The sequence below is a fragment of the Ammoniphilus soli genome (assembly GCF_040813775.1).
In genome coordinates this window covers 205,914-225,071 of the sequence record NZ_JBEGDL010000002.1, presented here as the reverse complement: position 1 = coordinate 225,071, position 19,158 = coordinate 205,914, and the positions used below count along the sequence as shown (strand labels likewise).

Here is a 19,158-nt window from a genome sequence, read left to right as displayed (position 1 = left end):
CCGATAATCAGTTCATACCGGCTAATTTGTTTTTATCCTATTTCTCCTCTTACATACTTAACGTTAAATAAAAATAGTCTCATTAACATATATATTGATGGCACTAAAAGGAACAGGCCCCCAATAAATGCCCAAATCAATGCCTTTCCCATGACATCATTCGTAACTCCGGACTGGATAGTAATATATGGATAAAGGAGATAAGGCATATGGGAAGAGCCATATCCCCAAAAAGCGGTGCCAAACTGCAGCATCACGGCAATAAAGGCGAAGCCGTAAAATTTTCGCTGGACGATCAAGGCTAAAGCGATGAGGAAAAATCCTAATGATAAGACATACAGCCAACTATAATCCATCATGGCATTAAAATGAGTCAAATTATGTTTTCGGAGCGACACAAAGACTAGAAAGCTTGCGAATATGGTAGGAAGGCTCCAAAATAATGCCCACCCGCGAAGCACTTTTTCCGCGCTGGAATCTTCTGCTAGGCCGGCATAATAAGTAAGAAAACACGAACTGATAAATAAAACACTGACAAGAGCAAGCAATACGACTGACCAGGAATAGGGGCTTAATAGCAGCTTATCCATTAACAGAACAACGCTTTCCCCCTCCTCAACGATGAATCCGCCCTCCGAAATCGTAAGAAGTGTCGCAAGGGAGGCCGGTATGAGAAGCCCCGTCATTCCATACAAGAAATGATAAATCGGTGCCGTTTTGCTGCCATAGTGATGAAAAGCGTAGAAAGATCCTCGTATCGCGATCAATATGACGGCAATACTGGCTGGCACCAACAGAGTTGTCCCATAATAATAAGCCGTATCGGGAAAGAACCCAACCATTCCCACGATGAAAAAAATAAGAAATACATTCGTCACTTCCCAGACAGGTGAAAGATAACGGTCAATTACTGCATTAACAAGCTCTCCTTTTCCCGTTAATTTTCCGTAGTAAGAGAAAAATCCAGCACCGAAGTCGATGGACGCAACGATGATATAACCGTACAAAAAGATCCATAGGACCGTAATACCGATGAGCTCAATGGACAAATGACTTCCTCCTTACATCGAGATCTTTCTTTTTTGCATTTCTGACTCCGGTGAATTTCTCCGGAACATTCGAATTAGTACAAAAGTGCATAATACACCCAATAACACATACAGAGCTGTAAATAGTATGAGCATTTCCCCGACATCCCCTGAGGTCGTAACTCCCTCCACCGTTCGCATATAACCGCGAAGAATCCAAGGCTGCCTTCCTATTTCAGTGAAAATCCAGCCGCATTCAATGGCAACCATGGAAAGAGGCCCACCCAAAACAACAGATCGGAGCAGCCATTTGTTCCATTCATTGCCCTTATTCCGTACCCAGGCAAAGATATATAAAAGAGGGACAATCGTTAAATACATGCCAATCGTAACCATCACGTCAAAGAAATAATGGGTGATGAGCGGAGGCCAAAGATCCTTCGGAACATCGTTTAATCCCTTAACCTCCGCATCGAAACGGCTATGGGCCAGAAAGCTGAGTCCGCTTGGGATAACAATCGCACCTTTTACTTCTTGTGTCTGGGGATCCAATACACCGCCAAGCAGCAAATCCGCGTTCTTTTTCGTTTCAAAGTGCCATTCGGCTGCTGCTAATTTTTCCGGCTGATGATGGGCCAGAAATTTTCCTGATAGATCCCCAATGATTCCGGTAGCCAAGGCAAAGACAAGACTGCAAGCCATGGTTAAGCGCAACGCTTTCCGATAGTAAGCACTCTGGTTGCCACGCAGGATGAACCAAGCCGCGCATGCTGCTAATATAAAGGCGGAGGTCAGATAGGCAGAGGACAACACATGTGCAACCTTGCTTGGAGTTGCCGGGTTGAACATTGCCTGTATCGGATCAATCTCGATAATTCTGCCCTGATCGATCTTAAAGCCCTGTGGCGTATTCATAAATGCATTTACAGTTGTAATAAAAAAGGCGGATGCGGATGACCCGATCACAACCGGGATCCCCATAAGCCAGTGATGCAATGGATTGGAAAATCGATCCCAAGTATAAAGATAAATGCCTAAAAAGATCGCTTCAAAGAAAAAGGCAAAAGTCTCCATTAACAGTGGCAGGGCAATGACCTGTCCCGCCAACTGCATGAAATTAGGCCAGAGAAGCGACAATTGAAGCCCGATGGCTGTACCCGTCACAACCCCTACAGCTACGGTAACCGTAAATGCGCGCGACCAGCGTCTGGCAAGAAGAATATAGTGGGGATCCTTCTTGCGGATCCCCATCCATTCTGCAATAAGAATCATAACGGGGATACCTACCCCTACGGTCGCAAAAATGATATGAAATCCAAGTGTTAATTCGGTCAATATCCGACTTTGATTCAAGGTTGTAAGTTCCATTGTTTCTCTCCTATCCACTATCATCCTGCTTGATGCAGATTTCTTTTTTGTATGGATTAACTCAAAAGGGCAAAAAGCTTCTTCCGCTTCTTCTGCAGAATCCGATTTCCCACCTCGTACGCACTCGAGAAGGATAGTTCTGATAATTGCCCTTCCCCTTCACACCAGTCTCCCGCAAAAAAGAGATTTTCAAAGTCGGGAATGGATGTAGGCATAGCTTTTTGATCCATGGTCCACTTAATTTCCTGCGCCGTTGCCCTTTGCGAAATTCGCGGTACAACCAGTGCTTCTCTCCACCCGGAAAAGTGCTTGTCATAAAGCTCCTCTATTTTTTGTTTGCATAGATCCAGCACTTCCTTATTGCCTAGATCACTCGGCTTTAAATAAGCAATAGCTTGAAGGAGTTGGCCTCCTTCCGGAATGCATGATTCGTCATAATAGGAAATGTCGGTAATGAAAATGTTATTTCGTTTATCATAGATGTAGGTATAAGGCATATCCAACCGAGTTTTTAGACCAATATCATAGACAAAGACTGTTGCTGGATTAAAATTTGAATAATACTTGAACAGGTGAGAGGCACCCGTTTCTTGAGAGATTTTTACCAATTCCTTTGGAGGGATGCAAAAAACAAATTCATCCCCTAATATGGCTTGATCCCCCATATGAACCGATCGGACTCTATTTTCCTCTATTGTTACGGACTCTACTTTACTCTTCGTCAGGATCCTTCCATCATTCTCCAGGATAACCCGCACAAACTCATCAATTAATGCTTGCCACCCTCCTCCGATATACGTGACCGGTTTTTGAGATTGGAATAATTTCTGATAATAGGCAAAGAACACATCCGATGGAATTTTTTCAGGTTCTTTGGTAAAAAAGTTAGACGAAGCAAGAGTGAGCATCATTTCCTTTACTTCATCAGCTATTCCTGCTTGCTCCATCCACTTCTGAATCGACACATGGGGATGCCCTGTTTCCAATTTCGTAATGGTTTTTAAAATCTCAAATGTAAATTTGATTTTTTCTGTTCCTTTTAAAACCTTTGTACGAAAAAGACCTTGTATATTCGCAGGGACATCCGTCAATTCCGCCCCGATGTCATACTTCGCTTTAATCGGATTAAAATCGCGCCAATCAATCCGGAGCCCCAATTCTTTTTCAAATTGGCACAGGATAGAAGCGTCTCGGCCATATATGGCATGGGCCCCAAAGTTAAAGGAAAATCCTTTAAGATTTAAGGTTACAGCTCGCCCCCCTAACACTCCGCGTTCTAATAAAATGACTTTTTTTCCTTTGTGGGACAGGTGAGCAGCCGCGGCTAACCCGGCTAACCCACCTCCTACAATCACCACGTCATAATGTTCTATGAGATTCATGCCAATTACACCCAACCTCTCCATTTCGCGGCTTCTGCCATCCGTCTTAAACCAACCATGTAAGCGGCCAATCGCATATCTACTTTTCTTTCTCTCGAGGTTTTATAGATTTGGAAGAATGAAGCAGTCAAAATCTTTTCCAGTTTTTCATTTACTTCTTCCTCCGTCCAATAATATCCCTGATTATTCTGTACCCATTCAAAATACGAGACAACAACTCCACCGGCGCTTGCCAAGACATCCGGGACGATCAAAACGCCTCTTCGGGTTAAGATTTCCGTTGCTTTTAATGTTGTAGGCCCATTGGCTGCTTCCACTAATAGCTTGGCCTTAATCATCTGAGCATTTTCCTCGGTAATTTGATTTTCAATAGCAGCCGGTACAAGAATATCGCAATCTTTAACCAATAACTCTTTATTGGTTAAACGATTAGGAAATAAATGAGTGACCTGCCCGAATGAATCCCGTTTATCCAGCAAATAATCAATATCCAATCCATCCGGATCGTATAAGGCTCCAACGGCATCAGATATCCCCACCACTTTAGCCCCGGCGATATGGAGAAACTTCGCAAGAAAACTGCCGGCATTCCCAAATCCTTGGATAATGACTCTAGCTCCCTCCATGGAAATTCCAGCCACTTTAGCGGCTTCTTTCATCACCATGGTCACTCCCTTAGCCGTCGATGATTCCCTGCCGGCAGACCCGCCTAAGACCAAAGGCTTTCCCGTGATAAAGCCCGGGGAATCAAATTCGCGAATACGGCTATATTCATCCATCATCCAGGCCATAATCTGCGAATTCGTAAAAACATCGGGGGCAGGAATATCCTTGGTAGGTCCAACAAGCTGGCTGATGGCACGTACATAGCCACGGCTTAATCGTTCCAATTCGCGGAATGACATCGATCGCGGATCACACTGGATCCCCCCTTTTCCGCCGCCATACGGCAAATCGGAAATCCCGCATTTAATGCTCATCCACATCGAAAGGGCTTTGACTTCCTCTTCTGTCACATCCGGATGAAACCTTATTCCGCCTTTTGTAGGACCTACAGCATCGTTATGCTGAGCCCTATATCCTGTGAAGACTTTAACAGTACCATCATCCATACGAACGGGAATGCGGACGGTCAACATGCGAAGGGGTTCCTTGAATAATTCATAGAATGATTCCGGATAACCTAATTTATGTAATGCTTCTTGTATAACGGTTTGTGTTGCCTCCAGTACGGTTAATTCTTTTTCCGTTGGAGTCGTCTGGTTGTCTAAGCTAACTAATGTGGTAGTGACCATGATTTCATACACCCCTCTGCTTGTTTGATAATTAAACATTGCAATATTTATGCCAATAGTAGAAAAATTGAAATGTGTGTCAGCAAATAAGCATCCAATCATTATAATGACTTGCTTAAGGTTGAAGTTTACTTTTTCACTTAACACATTTATTTACACGATTGTTTAAATTGTTTAAGCTTGATTTACATTTATGTAAGTTACAGGGAATCATAAAAAGGCTGTTGACAAAGTCAACAGCCTTTAGGGAAGATTTAGATCATCATTTAAAGCATTATTCCAACTTATATTTTTTTATTTTATTGTAAAGAGTGACTCTTGAAATATTTAATAGCTTTGCAGCCGCCGATCGATTTCCATAGGTGATTTGCAATGCGTGCTTTATTTTCGATTCCTCGTCATCATGGCGAAGAGAGGGTTTTATAGTACTTGGTAAACTCGTTTGACCATTGGTTTGGCTCTTCAAAAAACACTCAGGAAGATGGTGTGGTTTGATTACTTCCTCATCCGCCAATATCATAATCCGTTCGATGGTGTTGCGAAGGTGCCTGATGTTTCCTGACCAAGGATAATGCAAGAAGGTGCGCATAACTTCCGGATCTAAACTTGGTATGGGCTTTTGATGCCTAATGGAAAATTCCTTCAAATATAATTGGATAAGCTCCGGTATATCTTCAATCCTCTCTCTCAACGGCGGAATATATATCGGAACGACATTCAACCGATAAAATAAATCTTCGCGAAATACGCCTTCAGCTACCCTTTCTTCCAAGTTCCGATTCGTAGCTGCAATAATTCTTACATCAATAGGAATCGGTTCATTGCCTCCTACCCGGTAAAATTCTCTCTCCTGGAGTACACGCAGCAATTTCACCTGCAGATCTAAGGGCATCTCTCCGATTTCATCCCAAAATAATGTACCTCCTTTTGCCACATCCATTTTTCCCTTTTTCCCTTCCTTTACCGCACCCGTAAACGCACCTTTTTCATAACCGAACAATTCGCTTTCAAACAAAGCTGCTGGGATAGCCCCGCAATTGATATCAACGAAAGGCTGGTCAGCTCTTGGGCTTGCCTTATGAATCGCCTCGGAAAATAATTCTTTTCCGACTCCGCTTTCCCCCGTAATGAGTACGGTCGCATCCGTAGAAGCAACCTTGCTGGCTAAATCTAACGCTTTGCGAATGGCTGGGCTGCTGCCTTTGATTTTATGAAAGGGATCATTGGAACAATTTTTATCTATTTTCCTTTTTAAATCATGCACATAGGCAGCGGTTGTCGAGAGTTCATCATTGAGCCGAACAATATCGGTAATGTCTCTTTCTACAGACACGCCCCCAATGATGGAATCATTTAGAAATACGGGCAGCGTATTGACCAAGACATGAACGTCAGGCTGTGGTTGATTATACTTTCTAATCACACCTTTCCCTTCTTTTAGTGCAGACATCAACATAACGGAATCTTCTTTAAAAAAGTCCGTCACAGGCTTGCCTTTAGTCGCCTTAGAGGAACATTGGTACATTTCTTCCGCTTTCGGATTCCAAGCCATAATGTTTCCATGTTGGTCGACTACGGTAATGGCATCATCAACGGCGCTAAGCAACGTATGGTAATAGGATAGAGTGGCTTTCCAGTGGCTAAAAAGCGTTTGAATGACCTTAATATACGGGATCCACCCAACGAACTGGCCATCTCTGTTTGTAAGGGCAATATCCTGTTCGTGATCAAGATGGTCAATTTCTGAAAGGAAAAGATCCTCCGGAAAAATTCGCATTTTCCTGTGATCTAACGTCTTATCCCAAGGTATGGAAAGCGAAATAAGCGGTATGGTTTGTTCCAAGGTCTATTATCTCCTAAAGTAAAAAATGTAATTTAACTTTACAATTGTGTACATACTTAACACTTAATTTGTCATAACATAAACATAATTGTTTAAATATAATTATACAATCAATGCATAAATATCACAATTGCTTAAAATTAAACATTGGCACTGAATTTGCTTATAAATAGTTCTATAGAAATCATACTTTACAATTATTTAGGAGGTTTTTGTCAATGATTGAGTTTAGCTCAAGAAGGGTATACGATGCGCATTTATATACCTTTTGGCAATGATTGGTTTGGCTATTTTATGCGGAGATTGGCAGAGAGACCACAAAATGTCGCCTTCGCTTTAAAGGGCTTAGTGTCCAAATAAAAAGCAGTAGGCACTAACGGACGAAACAGCTATGGGGGAGGCCGAATAGGTCCTCCCCCATTATTTTGTTTATTTTTCCAGCAAGCTCGATCCCGCAATTCCTGGATAAGTCATTTCAAAGGGATCAAGAATCAAATTTAGCTCTTCCTCGGTCAAAACGTTGTGCACCAGGCACAGCTCCCGTACAGATCGTCCGGTCTGGATCGCTTCCCGGGCGATTCGAGCTGCAGTTTCATACCCGAGATGGGGATTTAATGCCGTAATGATACCTACGCTCTTTTCTACATATTCCCGGCAGCGTTCAATGTTGGCTTCAATCCCCTCCAAACAGTAGGTTCGGAAGACCTTGAATCCCTGGTTCATAATACTTAGGGACTGAATCAGGTTAAAGAACAGAACCGGTTCCATCACGTTAAGCTCAAGCTGTCCAGCCTCTGCAGCCAGGCAGATCGTATGATCATTTCCCATCACCTGAAAGGCAATCTGATTGATGACCTCACACATCACCGGATTTACCTTTCCCGGCATAATCGAAGAACCGGGTTGTCTGGAGGGAAGCGAGATTTCCCCCAGGCCTGTACGAGGCCCCGAAGCCATCAGCCGCAAATCATTTGCGATTTTGGACATATTGATCATGCATACTTTCAGTGCCGCAGACACTTCCGCATAAACATCCGTGTTTTGCGTGGCATCAACCAAATGATCTGCATTTACTAGCGGGAAACCACTGTTCTCCGCAAGCAGCTCAACCACCCGTTTGATGTACCGCGTATCAGCATTCAACCCAGTTCCAACCGCAGTCGCTCCCATATTCACTTCGTACAAGGATTCGCATGTGCGTTTAATCCTGTTGATATCACGGCCCAACGCCTTGCTGTAGGCTTCAAACTCCTGCCCCAGCCGGATCGGAACCGCATCCTGCAAATGGGTCCGGCCCATCTTAATCACTGCTTCAAAGTCCTTTGCCTTCTGAACGAAAGTTTGATGGAGTTCATCCATCGTCGCAAGAAGCTGCTCCAGCAAAGACAATAGGGCAATGCGAACAGCTGTCGGAAACGCGTCATTTGTGGATTGGGACATATTCACATGCGTATTGGGACTGAGTTTGAAATAATCCCCTTTCGTTTCTCCCATCAGCTCCAAAGCGCGATTCGCAATGACTTCATTGGCGTTCATGTTTATTGAAGTACCTGCTCCTCCTTGGATCGGATCCACGATAAATTGATCATGCCAGTTGCCTGCTATGATTTCTTCAGCCGCTTGTACGATCATTTCTCCCAACCGAGAGTTCAGCCTCGAAACCTCCATATTGGCAATGGCTGCCGACTTCTTCACCATAGCCAAGGACTTGATCAACTCCCCATGTATCCTATACCCCGTTATGGGGAAGTTTTCCACCGCACGCAGCGTTTGAATGCCGTAATAGGCTTCCACGGGAACTTCCTTCTCACCTAGGAAATCTTTCTCTAATCGGAGGCTATTCTTAATCATGACTGTTTTCCCCTTTTTGGATAGCTATTATTCTTCTAAAACGCTTACTCTATCACAATACTATCTTACATATAACCTACAGAAAGAGACAAAAAACTAGATTCCAGCAAAAAATAAAAAAAAGGAATACGAAAAAATATCGTATCCTACTTAAAACCGTATTCGAATAGGAGTATAAATCTTCAAGAATCTATTGCATCCATCTACTGTGGATTGCCTTAATCAAGATAGATCTGCCTAGGGTGAGAATGGCTGAGGAAGTCATGATGGGAAATGGCCCATCCATATGCACCGGAAAGATGAAATAAAATAATATCTCCCACTCTCACTTGTTCAATCGGTGTATCCCGTGCCAGTACATCATTCGGGGTACATAGCTCACCAGCTATGGTAACCGTCGTGTCCTTGATTTCCGGACGCGGAAAAGGATATTTCCAATGGTCGGCTTGGATAACGGAAAAAGGATGGTTATGCTTCCAGGCAGCAGGCAACCGCAAGTGATGGGTTCCTCCGCGGATCACCACAAATGTCTTTCCATGGTTTTGCTTAATGTCTAGCACTTCTGCTGCGTAGTAACCGCAGGAAGCTGTCGTATAACGCCCGCATTCCAGAATGAGTTTTCTATCCGAATGCTTGAATCTACTCGTTACGTTTTCTAGTTCTTGAGTCACTTTGCTCCATGGGAAGGATTGATTTGGATCTTGATAATTGACCCCTATTCCCCCACCCACATTAATAAGGGAAATCGGTAAGCCATATTCCTTTTCCCATGTTTCCGATTTCAGCACACAATGACGAATAAAACCAGAATGAGCCTCCCCATCCAAATTATTTGACATCGCATGGAAGTGAAAGCCCTGCAAGTTGATGTGGCGAAATTCACGAATCATCGAAAGCACCATCGGGATATGCGCTTCGTCGATTCCAAATTGCGTAGGGACACCCGCCATTTTCATTGTGGCATTGGGGATTGCATGCTTCAGGTTAACACGCAGCAGGATCTGGACTTCTTGTCCCGCTTGATTAGCAATCCAATCCAGCCGCCGCAATTCATGGATGCTTTCCACATGGATGAGATCGACACCATAGCGAATGGCTCCTTCCAGTTCGCTATCCATTTTTCCAGGTCCGCCAAAAAGAATCGAAACCGTTGGGTCAAGCTCTCGGACTTTCTCGATTTCACCTAGAGAAGCCACTTCAAACCCGTGGACAAGCGGGATCAGCGCTTTTAAGATTTCTTTTTCCGAATTGGCCTTTACGGCGTAATAGTAGCGGCATCCCGCAGGCAATGTTGAAATAAGGGAAGAAACATGGCTGCGCAAATGACTTAAATCATAGAGGTAAGCGGATATGGGTTCTTCTTGTTCCTGTTTGAGCGATAATAGCGCCGTTTTAATCTTTTCCATATATGAGTCCCTTCAATATATTATAGATTCCAAATTTGTTTTCTCATGCTAAGGACTAGAAGGGTGGTCAGAATGCACCCCAATCCCATGACGATCCCCGCCCAATAGGGTCCGAACGCACTGCCTATCGCACCTACGAGGATGGCACCGAGCGGGATAAACCCCCGATCCATTAAAGCGATGCTTAGAATTCGTCCGCGCAGGGAATCCGGTACCTCCTTTTGCAGAGCAATTCTACTCATCGTGCGGTACGTTTGACTCGTTAGCCCCACCAGAAACATGGCAATGGACGCTATGAAAAAATGAGACGCAAAGATAAAAAGTAAAAATGTTAAACCAAATAATAAAATGGAACAAACCAGCCATTTCCCTGCTTGAATGCCATTTTGGCCTAATGACAGCCAGCCGGAGCCCACAAGGGCTCCGATAGCGGAAATGGATAAAAGCAGTCCAAAGCCATCCGGTCCCAGCTGCATTAATTCTTTAGCGAAGAACGGCATCATCGAGGTATAAGGGAAGCCAAAGGTCATCGGAACGATTGCTAAAATCAACAGCGATTGTACAGTCGGCGAGCTCTTTATGTAAAGGATGGCCTCTTGGATATCTCCTTTTCGTGCCTTTTTCGGTTCCTGAAGGGATCGGCTTTCTGGGCGAATCAGAAGCAGCGTAAAAACAACGATGATCGAACTGAATCCCGTAAGCCAAAATATTTCAGATGTATCCATTAAAGTTAACAAGGCCCCGGCAATCGCTGGCCCAATGATTCGCGAAAGATTAATCACTGTCGTATTGACCGCGATAGCACTGGCCATTTTGTTTTCGGTCACGAGATTCGCAACCAGCGAATTTCGAATGGGGGGATCCATGGCCGTTAAGATGGCTCTTCCCGTTACAATCGCAGCGAACAACCAGAAAGGGAGGCCGGCTGCTAATATATAAGCTAGCATAAACGTAAATAGCATGACACCCGTTTGAATACCAACTAATAGTTTTCGCCGATCATATCGGTCGGCTAGGATGCCTGCCGGAAGGCTGACCAAAAAAGTCGGAATCAGCCGGCAAGCATTAATTAACCCGAGATAAAGCGGAGAATCGGCAAATTGAAGAACGGCCCAATTCAAAGCTACATAATCCATCCAATCCCCGACTCTCGAAACGAGGCTTCCCGTCATAAAAAATCGAAACGTTCTAGAATGCAAAGCAAACGATGAAGTTTGCGAATAAGATGTTTCCATTTGTGACATTAGTTATCATTCTCTCCTAATAAATTCGTGAAGGGGGTTAGGCACTTTCGTGTAGGTATACCCTTTATCTTCAGGATCCAAGCGCATCTTGGTTAAAGACTTATGATCTACTTTAGACTGGTAAAGCTCTGCCCGATCCAGTTGAACATTTTCCCTATTGATAGGGTCAGCCTCTAAATTTTCGAAGATTTGATCACAAATGCGGCGAATTTCCCTCCAAAGCTCTCTTTCTTCAATCCCATAAGCTTTGGTGATCTGCAGGATGATTTCTCCCAAGTGATTCTGGAAGACCGTATAGAACACCTTGTTCTGCATTTCCTTCAGGCTTTCGGTTACCGTTACCGATCCAGGGACAAAGCGGACCTCGAATTCACTTTGCTCTAATCGCTTGCTGTAAATTCTGGCTCCTCCCCAATCTCGGAACAGCATGCGAACCGGACGGCCCCCGAGAAAAACAGGTACGCTATTTTGCAAGTGACCTTCCAATCCTACCCCGTATTTCACCATCATCGTCAGGTACCCTTCAAGAGCAATCCTAGCATATTCCGATAGGAATTGAAATGCAGCCCGCTGCATTGCCGGCTCACCTATCGTCTTGGAAAATGCATCTATTAATTCTACCAAAATAGGTTTTCCGCTAACCGGAGATTCAGCATATAGAGCTGACCCAACGATGGGCAGTTCTCCCGGCTTCACCAAATCGTTTATACTTTGACGTACAACTGCGGACAAATTTCGAGATTTTAACGATCGTTTCTCTGCATCTGGTTCTCTGGGATCGACCTTGAAATGATACCCTGCCCATTCATATACCGGAATAAAAGTTTCAGACAGCTGAAGTTCCTGTTCCATGATTTTTCTTATCATTCCTGTAAATACTGGAGCGTTCTTGGTCGTGTTGGCAGAGATGGATCGGACGGTCGAAGTCATTTGGCTGTTTACCGCTATCTTTACGGCCGGAAGATGCCCTTCCCCCCTAGAAGTCGGTACGACGGTTCGAAAAGACGAAGTAGCCAAGCAAGGGACGGAAAAACTTTCTACCGGAACCACGACACCCTTGGATAGCTCTTCCCGGTAAATGTCCCCAAGCGCATGCTCCCACTGCCAAGCATGAACTGGTACAAAAACATAGTCGTTTGCAGTAAGTCCGTTTGCTGCAAATTCCTTCTCGACCGCCTGAACCAATGCAGGAAAAGCTTCAAAAAACAATTTATTGGCTTCTGCTCTCTCCGACGTTGCCCAGCCTGCATGCTCACGCTTAATCCCGACAAACCGGATGGCCACTTCATTCCCAAATTCAGGCGCAAACTGGTATACATCCTGTGGCTCCATCCCCATCTTGGTTTTTGCTCCCGGATGAAGATTATGGCCCTCACTGCAAAGCTGCTCGAAAAATAGATACGGATCAAATTCAGAATTTTTCCGCTGGAGACCAAGAGCCAAATCCAAGCTGTTTTGTACCCCAATCTCCTCCGCTTGGGATTGTATCCGGTGCTTTTTCTTTATCCAGGAAGCGTAGGCCAAAGCCAGATTCGCGCACCCGTTTCTTAACTCATCAGCAAGCCGGATCCAAGAGCCTGTTTCTTCCCCCAATGAAAGAGCCTCCTTTCTTCGTATGAGCTGAAGCAATTCGACGGGGTGCTCCACTTGCTGAACCTGCATGGAATGGATGTAAAGAATCGCTCCCGGTATCTCGGTCCGCCGGAAAGCATAGGTTCGGGAAACCGGTATGACTAGCGCTTCCTGATCACTTAGCGGATATACTTTATAAGAGTGAGCCGATGCCAAACCTGAGCGATGAAGGGTTTGAATTATCCGTCTCCAATAGCCGTCAATTTTCGGTACATTTAAGGCAACGATGGAGTCGATCATCTGAAGGTCATAGGATTGGGAAAATAACCCTAATACATCTTCACGCAGCAAGGAACAAGCCAACCGGTTTAGAATGCCTCGTCGCCCTTTCGGAATGGAGAATAGATAATGAGCAACCAAATCGGGGAAGCTGTTCTCCAGGAATTTTAGGATGCGGTTCTCCTCCTCATCCCTGTTGCCTGCGATAATATTCTGATAAGCCAAATCTAAAGAATCTTCTGTACGCTTAATGTGGAGTACACTCTTCACCGGTTTATTTCCTCCCTTGTTGAATGATGTGTTTTTCGGCCCACTCAAACAGCGGATTTTCTACCATGGTATAGGAATTAGCAGCGATATCATCGAATAGGCGCATCGTTACTAAAGCTTTTAAGCCCATGTAAGGCTGAAACATAAATTCTTGGTCTGTCTTGGTTTGTTTTTCTATTGCGGGGTCCTTTTTTAACTCCTCCAATTGATTCCAGCACACGGCTGCGACGGGCTCCCAAAGCTGCCTTTCTTCGATCCCGAACCAGGAAACAAGAGAGATAATCAATTCACCGAGATGGTTTTGGAATACGGCATGTGAGAGGACATTTCTCAAATCCATCATGTCTTCGGTTAGGATCGGCGACTGAGGGGAAAGCGGGCAAGGTAGACCTTGCTTCTCTAATCTTTCCCGTGATAGGCGCACACCGCCGTAGTCCCTTATGATCATGCGGACAGGCAGGCCGTTCCGGAATACCGGAATACTGTTTTGCAAATGGCCCTCCAAGCTCATGCCGTACTTGCACATCATCGTTAGAAACCCTGGCAAGCACACCTCTGCATACCGACGCATGAAGGAAGCCGCCGCCCGGTCTACATCAGAGATTTGAAAGTTCCGGCCGTGCTCTTCAACTAATTCAGCGATAATCGGTTTTCCGCTGATGGGCGATCGGTTGATCAAGGCTGCACCTGGCATAGGAATTTCTTCTTTCCTGACATGGTTCTCGGGGTTCTCACGAAGAATGGAAGCCAGATTCTTGCCCATCCTCGCACGCTCTTCATCCGAACCATCTTGGCCCGATGGAGAATAATAGATGCCAGCCCGTTCCTCCAGCATGATGAAGCGCTGATCAAACTGCTTCTCTCTCATTTGGATGTCCCTCAATATCCCGGAAAGGAAAGGCCCATTTTGCGTCGATTGAGGCGAAACGGTTCGGATGGCGCTCGTCGTTTGAACATTGATGGCGGTTTTAATATGATGTCTTCCTTCTCCCTGTCTTTGGAGCGGTGCCAGTGACCGAAAGGATACGAGGGCTGCCGCAGGTATCCCGTAGCCGCGTATCCAAATCATTTCCCGCTTTTGTATAGACTCGCGGTAGAGTTTCGGTAAAGTATGCTCAAGCTGCCAAGGATGTACAGGAATCAGTTCATATTCTTTCGCATCTGCACCATTTTCCCGCAGAAAGGTCGTTACGTACCTGTTCAAATCCTTATACTCTTGGTAAAGGATCTCTTTAAAATTTATCCCATCCATGACCGTTAACTTGCAGATGGATTTATGTATGGCAACTAAGGCTATTTCGGGGAAAGCGCCCCATTCCGGGGAATATCGGATCACCTCCGCCGCTTCCAGCCCCAGTCTCGTTTTTGAACCCGGATGCAGAGTGTGCCCATCGATCACCCATTGTTCATAAAACGACAGAGGACTGAAGGTTTCTTCCTCTGCAGCTTTTCGCAATACCCATTCTTGCAAGGTATTGGAATGCCATCGATTAGCCTGGGCTTTGATCTTTTCTGAACGGGAATGGGCACCGGCCAAGGCTAAAGCATAATTCGCAGAGCTATTTTGCAGCTCGCTGCCAAATCTTTGGAATTGGCTTTCCTTCACTTCCTTTGGAATCAACCCTTCTTCCTTCATCAGATTAAGTAAGGAAACGGGGTGATCTATCCTTTCTGATAGCCCCTGATGGATGAGCCGCATGTCACCATGTGGTTCAAATCTCCCTAAGGAGTATTCCTTTTCAATCCCTATCTCAAGAACTCTTCCACTTGGCAAATCGATTTGCCATTTCCCGATTTGCCTGTTTTTTCGAATCCGATTTACTTCAATCAGATTTTCTCTAATGAGTCCTTGAAACAACCGTTTTAGAATTCCCTCACGACCCTTTCCTTGATACTTATAAAATAAAGCCGTCATCGTAGGCATATGTTGGTCTAAGTACGATGCAATTGCCTCTTCGTCCTTATCCAGTCGTGCTTTGTAACAAGCATTGACCCCATTACTCATAGCATTAATCACCTCTTAGAACTTAGATTAATAATCATTATCACCATAAAAATAATAATCACCATACCGATAATGATAATTATTATCTGTAATGGTAAACATAAATAGAATTGTTGTAAATAGGAAAAAAGACCTGTTAAAGGTCTGCATATATTTTCCTAAACACTTAATTCTTATAGTCCATTTCTTATAGAATTCAATTACTTTTTGTCAATGGTCAAAAGATATAAAAATAGAGAGCACCTTCTAAAAAGGCACCCTCCTTCAAGTTTGATTTGCATACTTCTATATCATTATGTCAATTCTCATTAGTCTCCAATATCTGCTTGCTCAACCCATATTACATGACTGACCCTTCCGTAATCCACCTCTTTTCCATCAATAAGGCAAATACAACGATCATTTCCGCATTGAGACTTTATTTCCTCCACTATCTCCTTATCCACGTTTCGTAGAATAATCGTACGGTTATCAGCTAGGTATAAAACAGCAGCTGCAGCTGTTGCTTGCATGTACAAAACCTCCTCTTTTTTTCTGGACATTCATTTGGTTGAATTCTACCAACCCCGAGCGGCCATTCTTTCATTTTCCAAAAGTGCAGATATTTCAATGCCTTTCATGGCTGTACCTAGGCCTTTGGATATTTCTCCAATCAAGGCAAAATCTTCATAATGCGTGGTGGCTTGGACAATCGCTTTAGCAAATTTTTCCGGCTGCTCTGATTTAAAGATTCCCGATCCAACAAAGACCCCATCGGACCCTAAATGCATCATCAGGGCGGCATCTGCTGGTGTAGCTACGCCCCCAGCGGCAAAATTTACGACAGGAAGCTCTCCATGCTGATGAACATACTCTAGTAATTCATATGGAGCTCCTAGATTTTTTGCCTCAGCCATCAACTCATCGTATGACATATTCGATACCTTACGAATTTGACTTTGCATCATGCGCTGATGACGAACAGCTTCTACAATGTTTCCGGTACCCGGTTCCCCTTTGGTCCTGATCATTGATGCCCCCTCGCCGATTCGCCGAAGAGCTTCCCCTAAATCGCGGGCTCCGCATACAAAGGGCACTGTATATTCTTTTTTATTGATGTGGAAGACTTCGTCGGCAGGCGTTAAAACTTCACTCTCATCAATGTAATCCACTCCCAAGGCTTCAAGTACCTTGGCTTCAACATAATGGCCAATACGTGCCTTAGCCATCACCGGGATAGATACTGCTTGCATAATCTCCTCGATGAGTGTCGGATCCGTCATGCGGGCCACCCCTCCTGAAGCGCGGATGTCTGCAGGTACACGCTCAAGAGCCATGACGGCTACGGCCCCAGCGGCTTCGGCAATTCTCGCCTGCTCAGCCGTAACAACATCCATGATGACCCCACCCTTTTGCATCTCAGCCATTCCTCGTTTTACTATATCTGTTCCATTTCTTTTCATGACATGTTCTCCTCTCTTCCATTGCTATGAATATTTTATAAGCAATAATGATGCCAATGTTTTTCCTTAGCCATTCCTATGAATCTTGGATTCCAAGAAGGAAAATTTGATGGCATTGCAATTCTTTTTTGCAGGCTTATGGCACATTATTTTTGCAGTGAATGGAAAGAAATCTTTGAAAAGTCAGTTTCTCTATTCAATGGAATTGCCTTCAAGGATTTGGCAAAGGAATTGCATAAAACAGTTTCTAGATTGCCAAAAAGAATGAGGAGGTATTTCAAGCATGTATGCTGCGGAAAAGGTGAGAGAAGGTCTTGATCATTTGGTGAGGTCGTTTTCCATTTCTCGTTTGCTGCAATTCGTATTAAATCTAAGTCTCATTGGCCTTGCCATCATATTATCTATCCTCTTGATGAAAACCTTAGGAGAAATCTACTCTGTAAGTATAGAGGACCATACCAACTTTCATCATTTTCTTGGGAAAATTCTGGTCTTCTTTCTATACTTTGAATTTATATCCATGACTGTAAAATATTTCCGCGACCAATACCATTTTCCGCTTCGCTACTTTATCTACATTGGTATTACAGCCATGATCCGGTTAATTATTGTAGAGCATGCAGATCCGATTCATACATTGTTTTATGCGGCAGTGATTTTGACTCTGATTATAGGATACTTCATCATTAATAAGACTCCTCGAGAGAGGCCATGATGATGAAAAATCGCTCGAGGTGCGATTATAACGGCCAATCGCTTCCTCGCTTGACCTTAAAAATGAGACCTAACCCCTATACCAGTTGTATGTTCCCATTCGAGCCTAGTAAAAAACTTTAAATTATTGGAAGGCTAAAAAGCACCTGGATTCTTCGGAAGAATCCAGGTGCTTTGATTTTATATATTATAGAGACTGGACAATTCCGGTATCCTCAATGTCTTTTCGACCCCCGCAGCCGGTGGCAAGGAGCAGGAAAATGTGAACTTGCAAACCCAAAATCTCCTTTAGATCTTCCCCATTCCTTTTCTCCTTATCTTGGCTATTATCCAGAAGTAAAGAGGCATAATGGCCCCAAGAAATATGGATAGGTATCCGATATAGTCGCCCAGCTTGAATATGCTATTCAAATTTTCAGGGTACATCGCAACGATATAAATGATAGGCAATATCACAAAAGCGTAAACATGATGATCCTTCTTGAAAAGTTGCCCCAATCCCAGACACGCAGCGTAGTGAAATGGAACGAATGAGGTATACATTGCCATGACCCAGAGAACAACGAAAAAGGCTTCGAAACGCTCGAAGAATCCCCCCGGTAGCTCAATGGCCTTAGCCACCGACATCATCGGCCAGGTTAGCGTCTTCACCTCCTCTAATGTTAAAGTGCCTATGGCTAATATGACGACTAAGGTATACAAAGGGATTACGATGCCGATGCCAGCCATGATGGACTTGACTGCCTTTTGAGGCTCTTTCATAAAAAAGGTCAGAACAAGCATCAATTCGAAACCGCCATAAGATAGGGCCGTGGCATTGATTCCCTTCCATACCGGAAGGGTACCGTCACCCAGCACAGGTCGAAGATTATCCAATTCGAAATTCCGGAAACTGAATACAGCGAGCAATAGTAGAAGAACTACTATCACGAGAAAAAAAAGTTCACATATTCGCGCAATCGGATTGATTCCCCCTACGGTTAAGTAGACCCCCACACACATAAATGTGATAATGATCATTTCCATCGGCGTATCGTCCAACAGATACATACGGATCACTTCACCCATGATTCGCGCCTGATGGCCGGCGGAAATAATCAAGTAAACGACAAATATCATCCCGTGAACCTTACCCAGAAAATTTCCAGCTACCACTTGGCTGAATTGATAAAAGCTCTGGTCTGGAAAACGCTGACTCACTTTTCCGACAACCCACCCGAAAAATAAGGCAATCAGCCCGCCCAAGATCACCGAGATCCATCCATCCGGTGTTCCTACTTCTTCCGCCACTGCCCGGGGAAGAGTGATAATCCCTGTCGCTATGATCACATTGGTGACGATCAAGGCAGATTGAATCGTCGTGATTTGATCTTTTAGATGGGAAATCACAGCAAGACCTCCTTAGACTATCATCAGCGGCACTCTTCCGAATGGCGAATCCCGCTCCGTACTAGAGAAG

Annotated in this window: 15 protein-coding genes and 1 pseudogene; 3 read left to right on the top strand and 13 right to left on the bottom strand. The window is 44.3% G+C overall.

The features are described 5' to 3' along the window. Nucleotides 1–32: 32 nt before the first annotated feature. The 5 genes from ABLT31_RS05770 to ABLT31_RS05750 all read right to left on the bottom strand — a co-directional run bounded on the left by ABLT31_RS05770 (nucleotide 33) and on the right by ABLT31_RS05750 (nucleotide 6,916). Entirely contained in the window at nucleotides 33–1,049 is a 1,017-nt protein-coding gene (locus ABLT31_RS05770; protein WP_367749630.1) for a cytochrome d ubiquinol oxidase subunit II, read from the bottom strand. A 12-nt stretch (nucleotides 1,050–1,061) separates the two neighbouring features. After that, nucleotides 1,062–2,396: a cytochrome ubiquinol oxidase subunit I gene (locus ABLT31_RS05765; protein WP_367749628.1), complete on the bottom strand. Its 1,335-nt coding sequence runs from the start codon at nucleotides 2,394–2,396 to the stop codon at nucleotides 1,062–1,064. A gap of 56 nt (nucleotides 2,397–2,452) precedes the next feature. Beyond that, nucleotides 2,453–3,778: an FAD-dependent oxidoreductase gene (locus ABLT31_RS05760; RefSeq protein ID WP_367749626.1), complete on the bottom strand. Its 1,326-nt coding sequence runs from the start codon at nucleotides 3,776–3,778 to the stop codon at nucleotides 2,453–2,455. 5 nt (nucleotides 3,779–3,783) lie between these two features. Further along, complete coding sequence (locus ABLT31_RS05755; protein ID WP_462976466.1) at nucleotides 3,784–5,112, bottom strand: Glu/Leu/Phe/Val family dehydrogenase; 1,329 nt, start codon at nucleotides 5,110–5,112, stop codon at nucleotides 3,784–3,786. 235 nt (nucleotides 5,113–5,347) lie between these two features. After that, nucleotides 5,348–6,916, bottom strand: coding sequence for a sigma-54 interaction domain-containing protein (locus tag ABLT31_RS05750; RefSeq protein ID WP_367749624.1), 1,569 nt, complete (start codon nucleotides 6,914–6,916; stop codon nucleotides 5,348–5,350). Between the two features lie 222 nt (nucleotides 6,917–7,138). Here ABLT31_RS05750 and ABLT31_RS05745 point away from each other — a divergent pair. Further along, nucleotides 7,139–7,276 (top strand): annotated as a pseudogene (locus ABLT31_RS05745) (proline dehydrogenase); the annotation flags it as partial. Nucleotides 7,277–7,345: 69 nt separating this feature from the next. Here the strand turns inward: ABLT31_RS05745 and aspA are convergent. The 7 genes from aspA to pdxS all read right to left on the bottom strand — a co-directional run bounded on the left by aspA (nucleotide 7,346) and on the right by pdxS (nucleotide 16,985). Beyond that, on the bottom strand, nucleotides 7,346–8,767 hold the full coding sequence (aspA, locus tag ABLT31_RS05740) for an aspartate ammonia-lyase (protein ID WP_367749622.1): 1,422 nt from the start codon (nucleotides 8,765–8,767) through the stop codon (nucleotides 7,346–7,348). A gap of 218 nt (nucleotides 8,768–8,985) precedes the next feature. After that, on the bottom strand, nucleotides 8,986–10,173 hold the full coding sequence (locus tag ABLT31_RS05735; RefSeq protein WP_367749620.1) for a type III PLP-dependent enzyme: 1,188 nt from the start codon (nucleotides 10,171–10,173) through the stop codon (nucleotides 8,986–8,988). A 20-nt stretch (nucleotides 10,174–10,193) separates the two neighbouring features. Beyond that, complete coding sequence (locus ABLT31_RS05730; protein ID WP_367749618.1) at nucleotides 10,194–11,417, bottom strand: MFS transporter; 1,224 nt, start codon at nucleotides 11,415–11,417, stop codon at nucleotides 10,194–10,196. Nucleotides 11,418–11,423: 6 nt separating this feature from the next. Next, nucleotides 11,424–13,538, bottom strand: coding sequence for an IucA/IucC family protein (locus tag ABLT31_RS05725; RefSeq protein ID WP_367749616.1), 2,115 nt, complete (start codon nucleotides 13,536–13,538; stop codon nucleotides 11,424–11,426). Between the two features lie 4 nt (nucleotides 13,539–13,542). Beyond that, nucleotides 13,543–15,543 (bottom strand): IucA/IucC family protein, encoded by a 2,001-nt coding sequence (locus ABLT31_RS05720; RefSeq protein WP_367749614.1) that lies wholly within the window; start codon nucleotides 15,541–15,543, stop codon nucleotides 13,543–13,545. Nucleotides 15,544–15,851: 308 nt separating this feature from the next. Beyond that, nucleotides 15,852–16,055, bottom strand: a complete 204-nt coding sequence (locus ABLT31_RS05715; RefSeq protein WP_367749612.1) for a hypothetical protein — start codon at nucleotides 16,053–16,055, stop codon at nucleotides 15,852–15,854. 45 nt (nucleotides 16,056–16,100) lie between these two features. Beyond that, nucleotides 16,101–16,985, bottom strand: a complete 885-nt coding sequence (pdxS, locus tag ABLT31_RS05710) for a pyridoxal 5'-phosphate synthase lyase subunit PdxS (RefSeq protein WP_367749610.1) — start codon at nucleotides 16,983–16,985, stop codon at nucleotides 16,101–16,103. Nucleotides 16,986–17,063: 78 nt separating this feature from the next. Here pdxS and ABLT31_RS05705 point away from each other — a divergent pair, with 78 nt between their 5' ends. Both ABLT31_RS05705 and ABLT31_RS05700 read left to right on the top strand, forming a co-directional pair. Further along, nucleotides 17,064–17,303 carry a hypothetical protein gene (locus tag ABLT31_RS05705; protein WP_367749609.1) on the top strand — a complete coding sequence of 80 codons (240 nt, stop codon included), beginning with the start codon at nucleotides 17,064–17,066 and terminating at the stop codon, nucleotides 17,301–17,303. Next, complete coding sequence (locus ABLT31_RS05700; RefSeq protein WP_367749607.1) at nucleotides 17,269–17,700, top strand: phosphate-starvation-inducible protein PsiE; 432 nt, start codon at nucleotides 17,269–17,271, stop codon at nucleotides 17,698–17,700. Before ABLT31_RS05705 ends, ABLT31_RS05700 begins: the two co-directional genes overlap by 35 nt. A 287-nt stretch (nucleotides 17,701–17,987) precedes the next feature. Here ABLT31_RS05700 and ABLT31_RS05695 read toward each other — a convergent pair whose 3' ends face one another. After that, on the bottom strand, nucleotides 17,988–19,088 hold the full coding sequence (locus tag ABLT31_RS05695) for a GerAB/ArcD/ProY family transporter (RefSeq protein ID WP_367749605.1): 1,101 nt from the start codon (nucleotides 19,086–19,088) through the stop codon (nucleotides 17,988–17,990). Nucleotides 19,089–19,158: the final 70 nt, after the last annotated feature.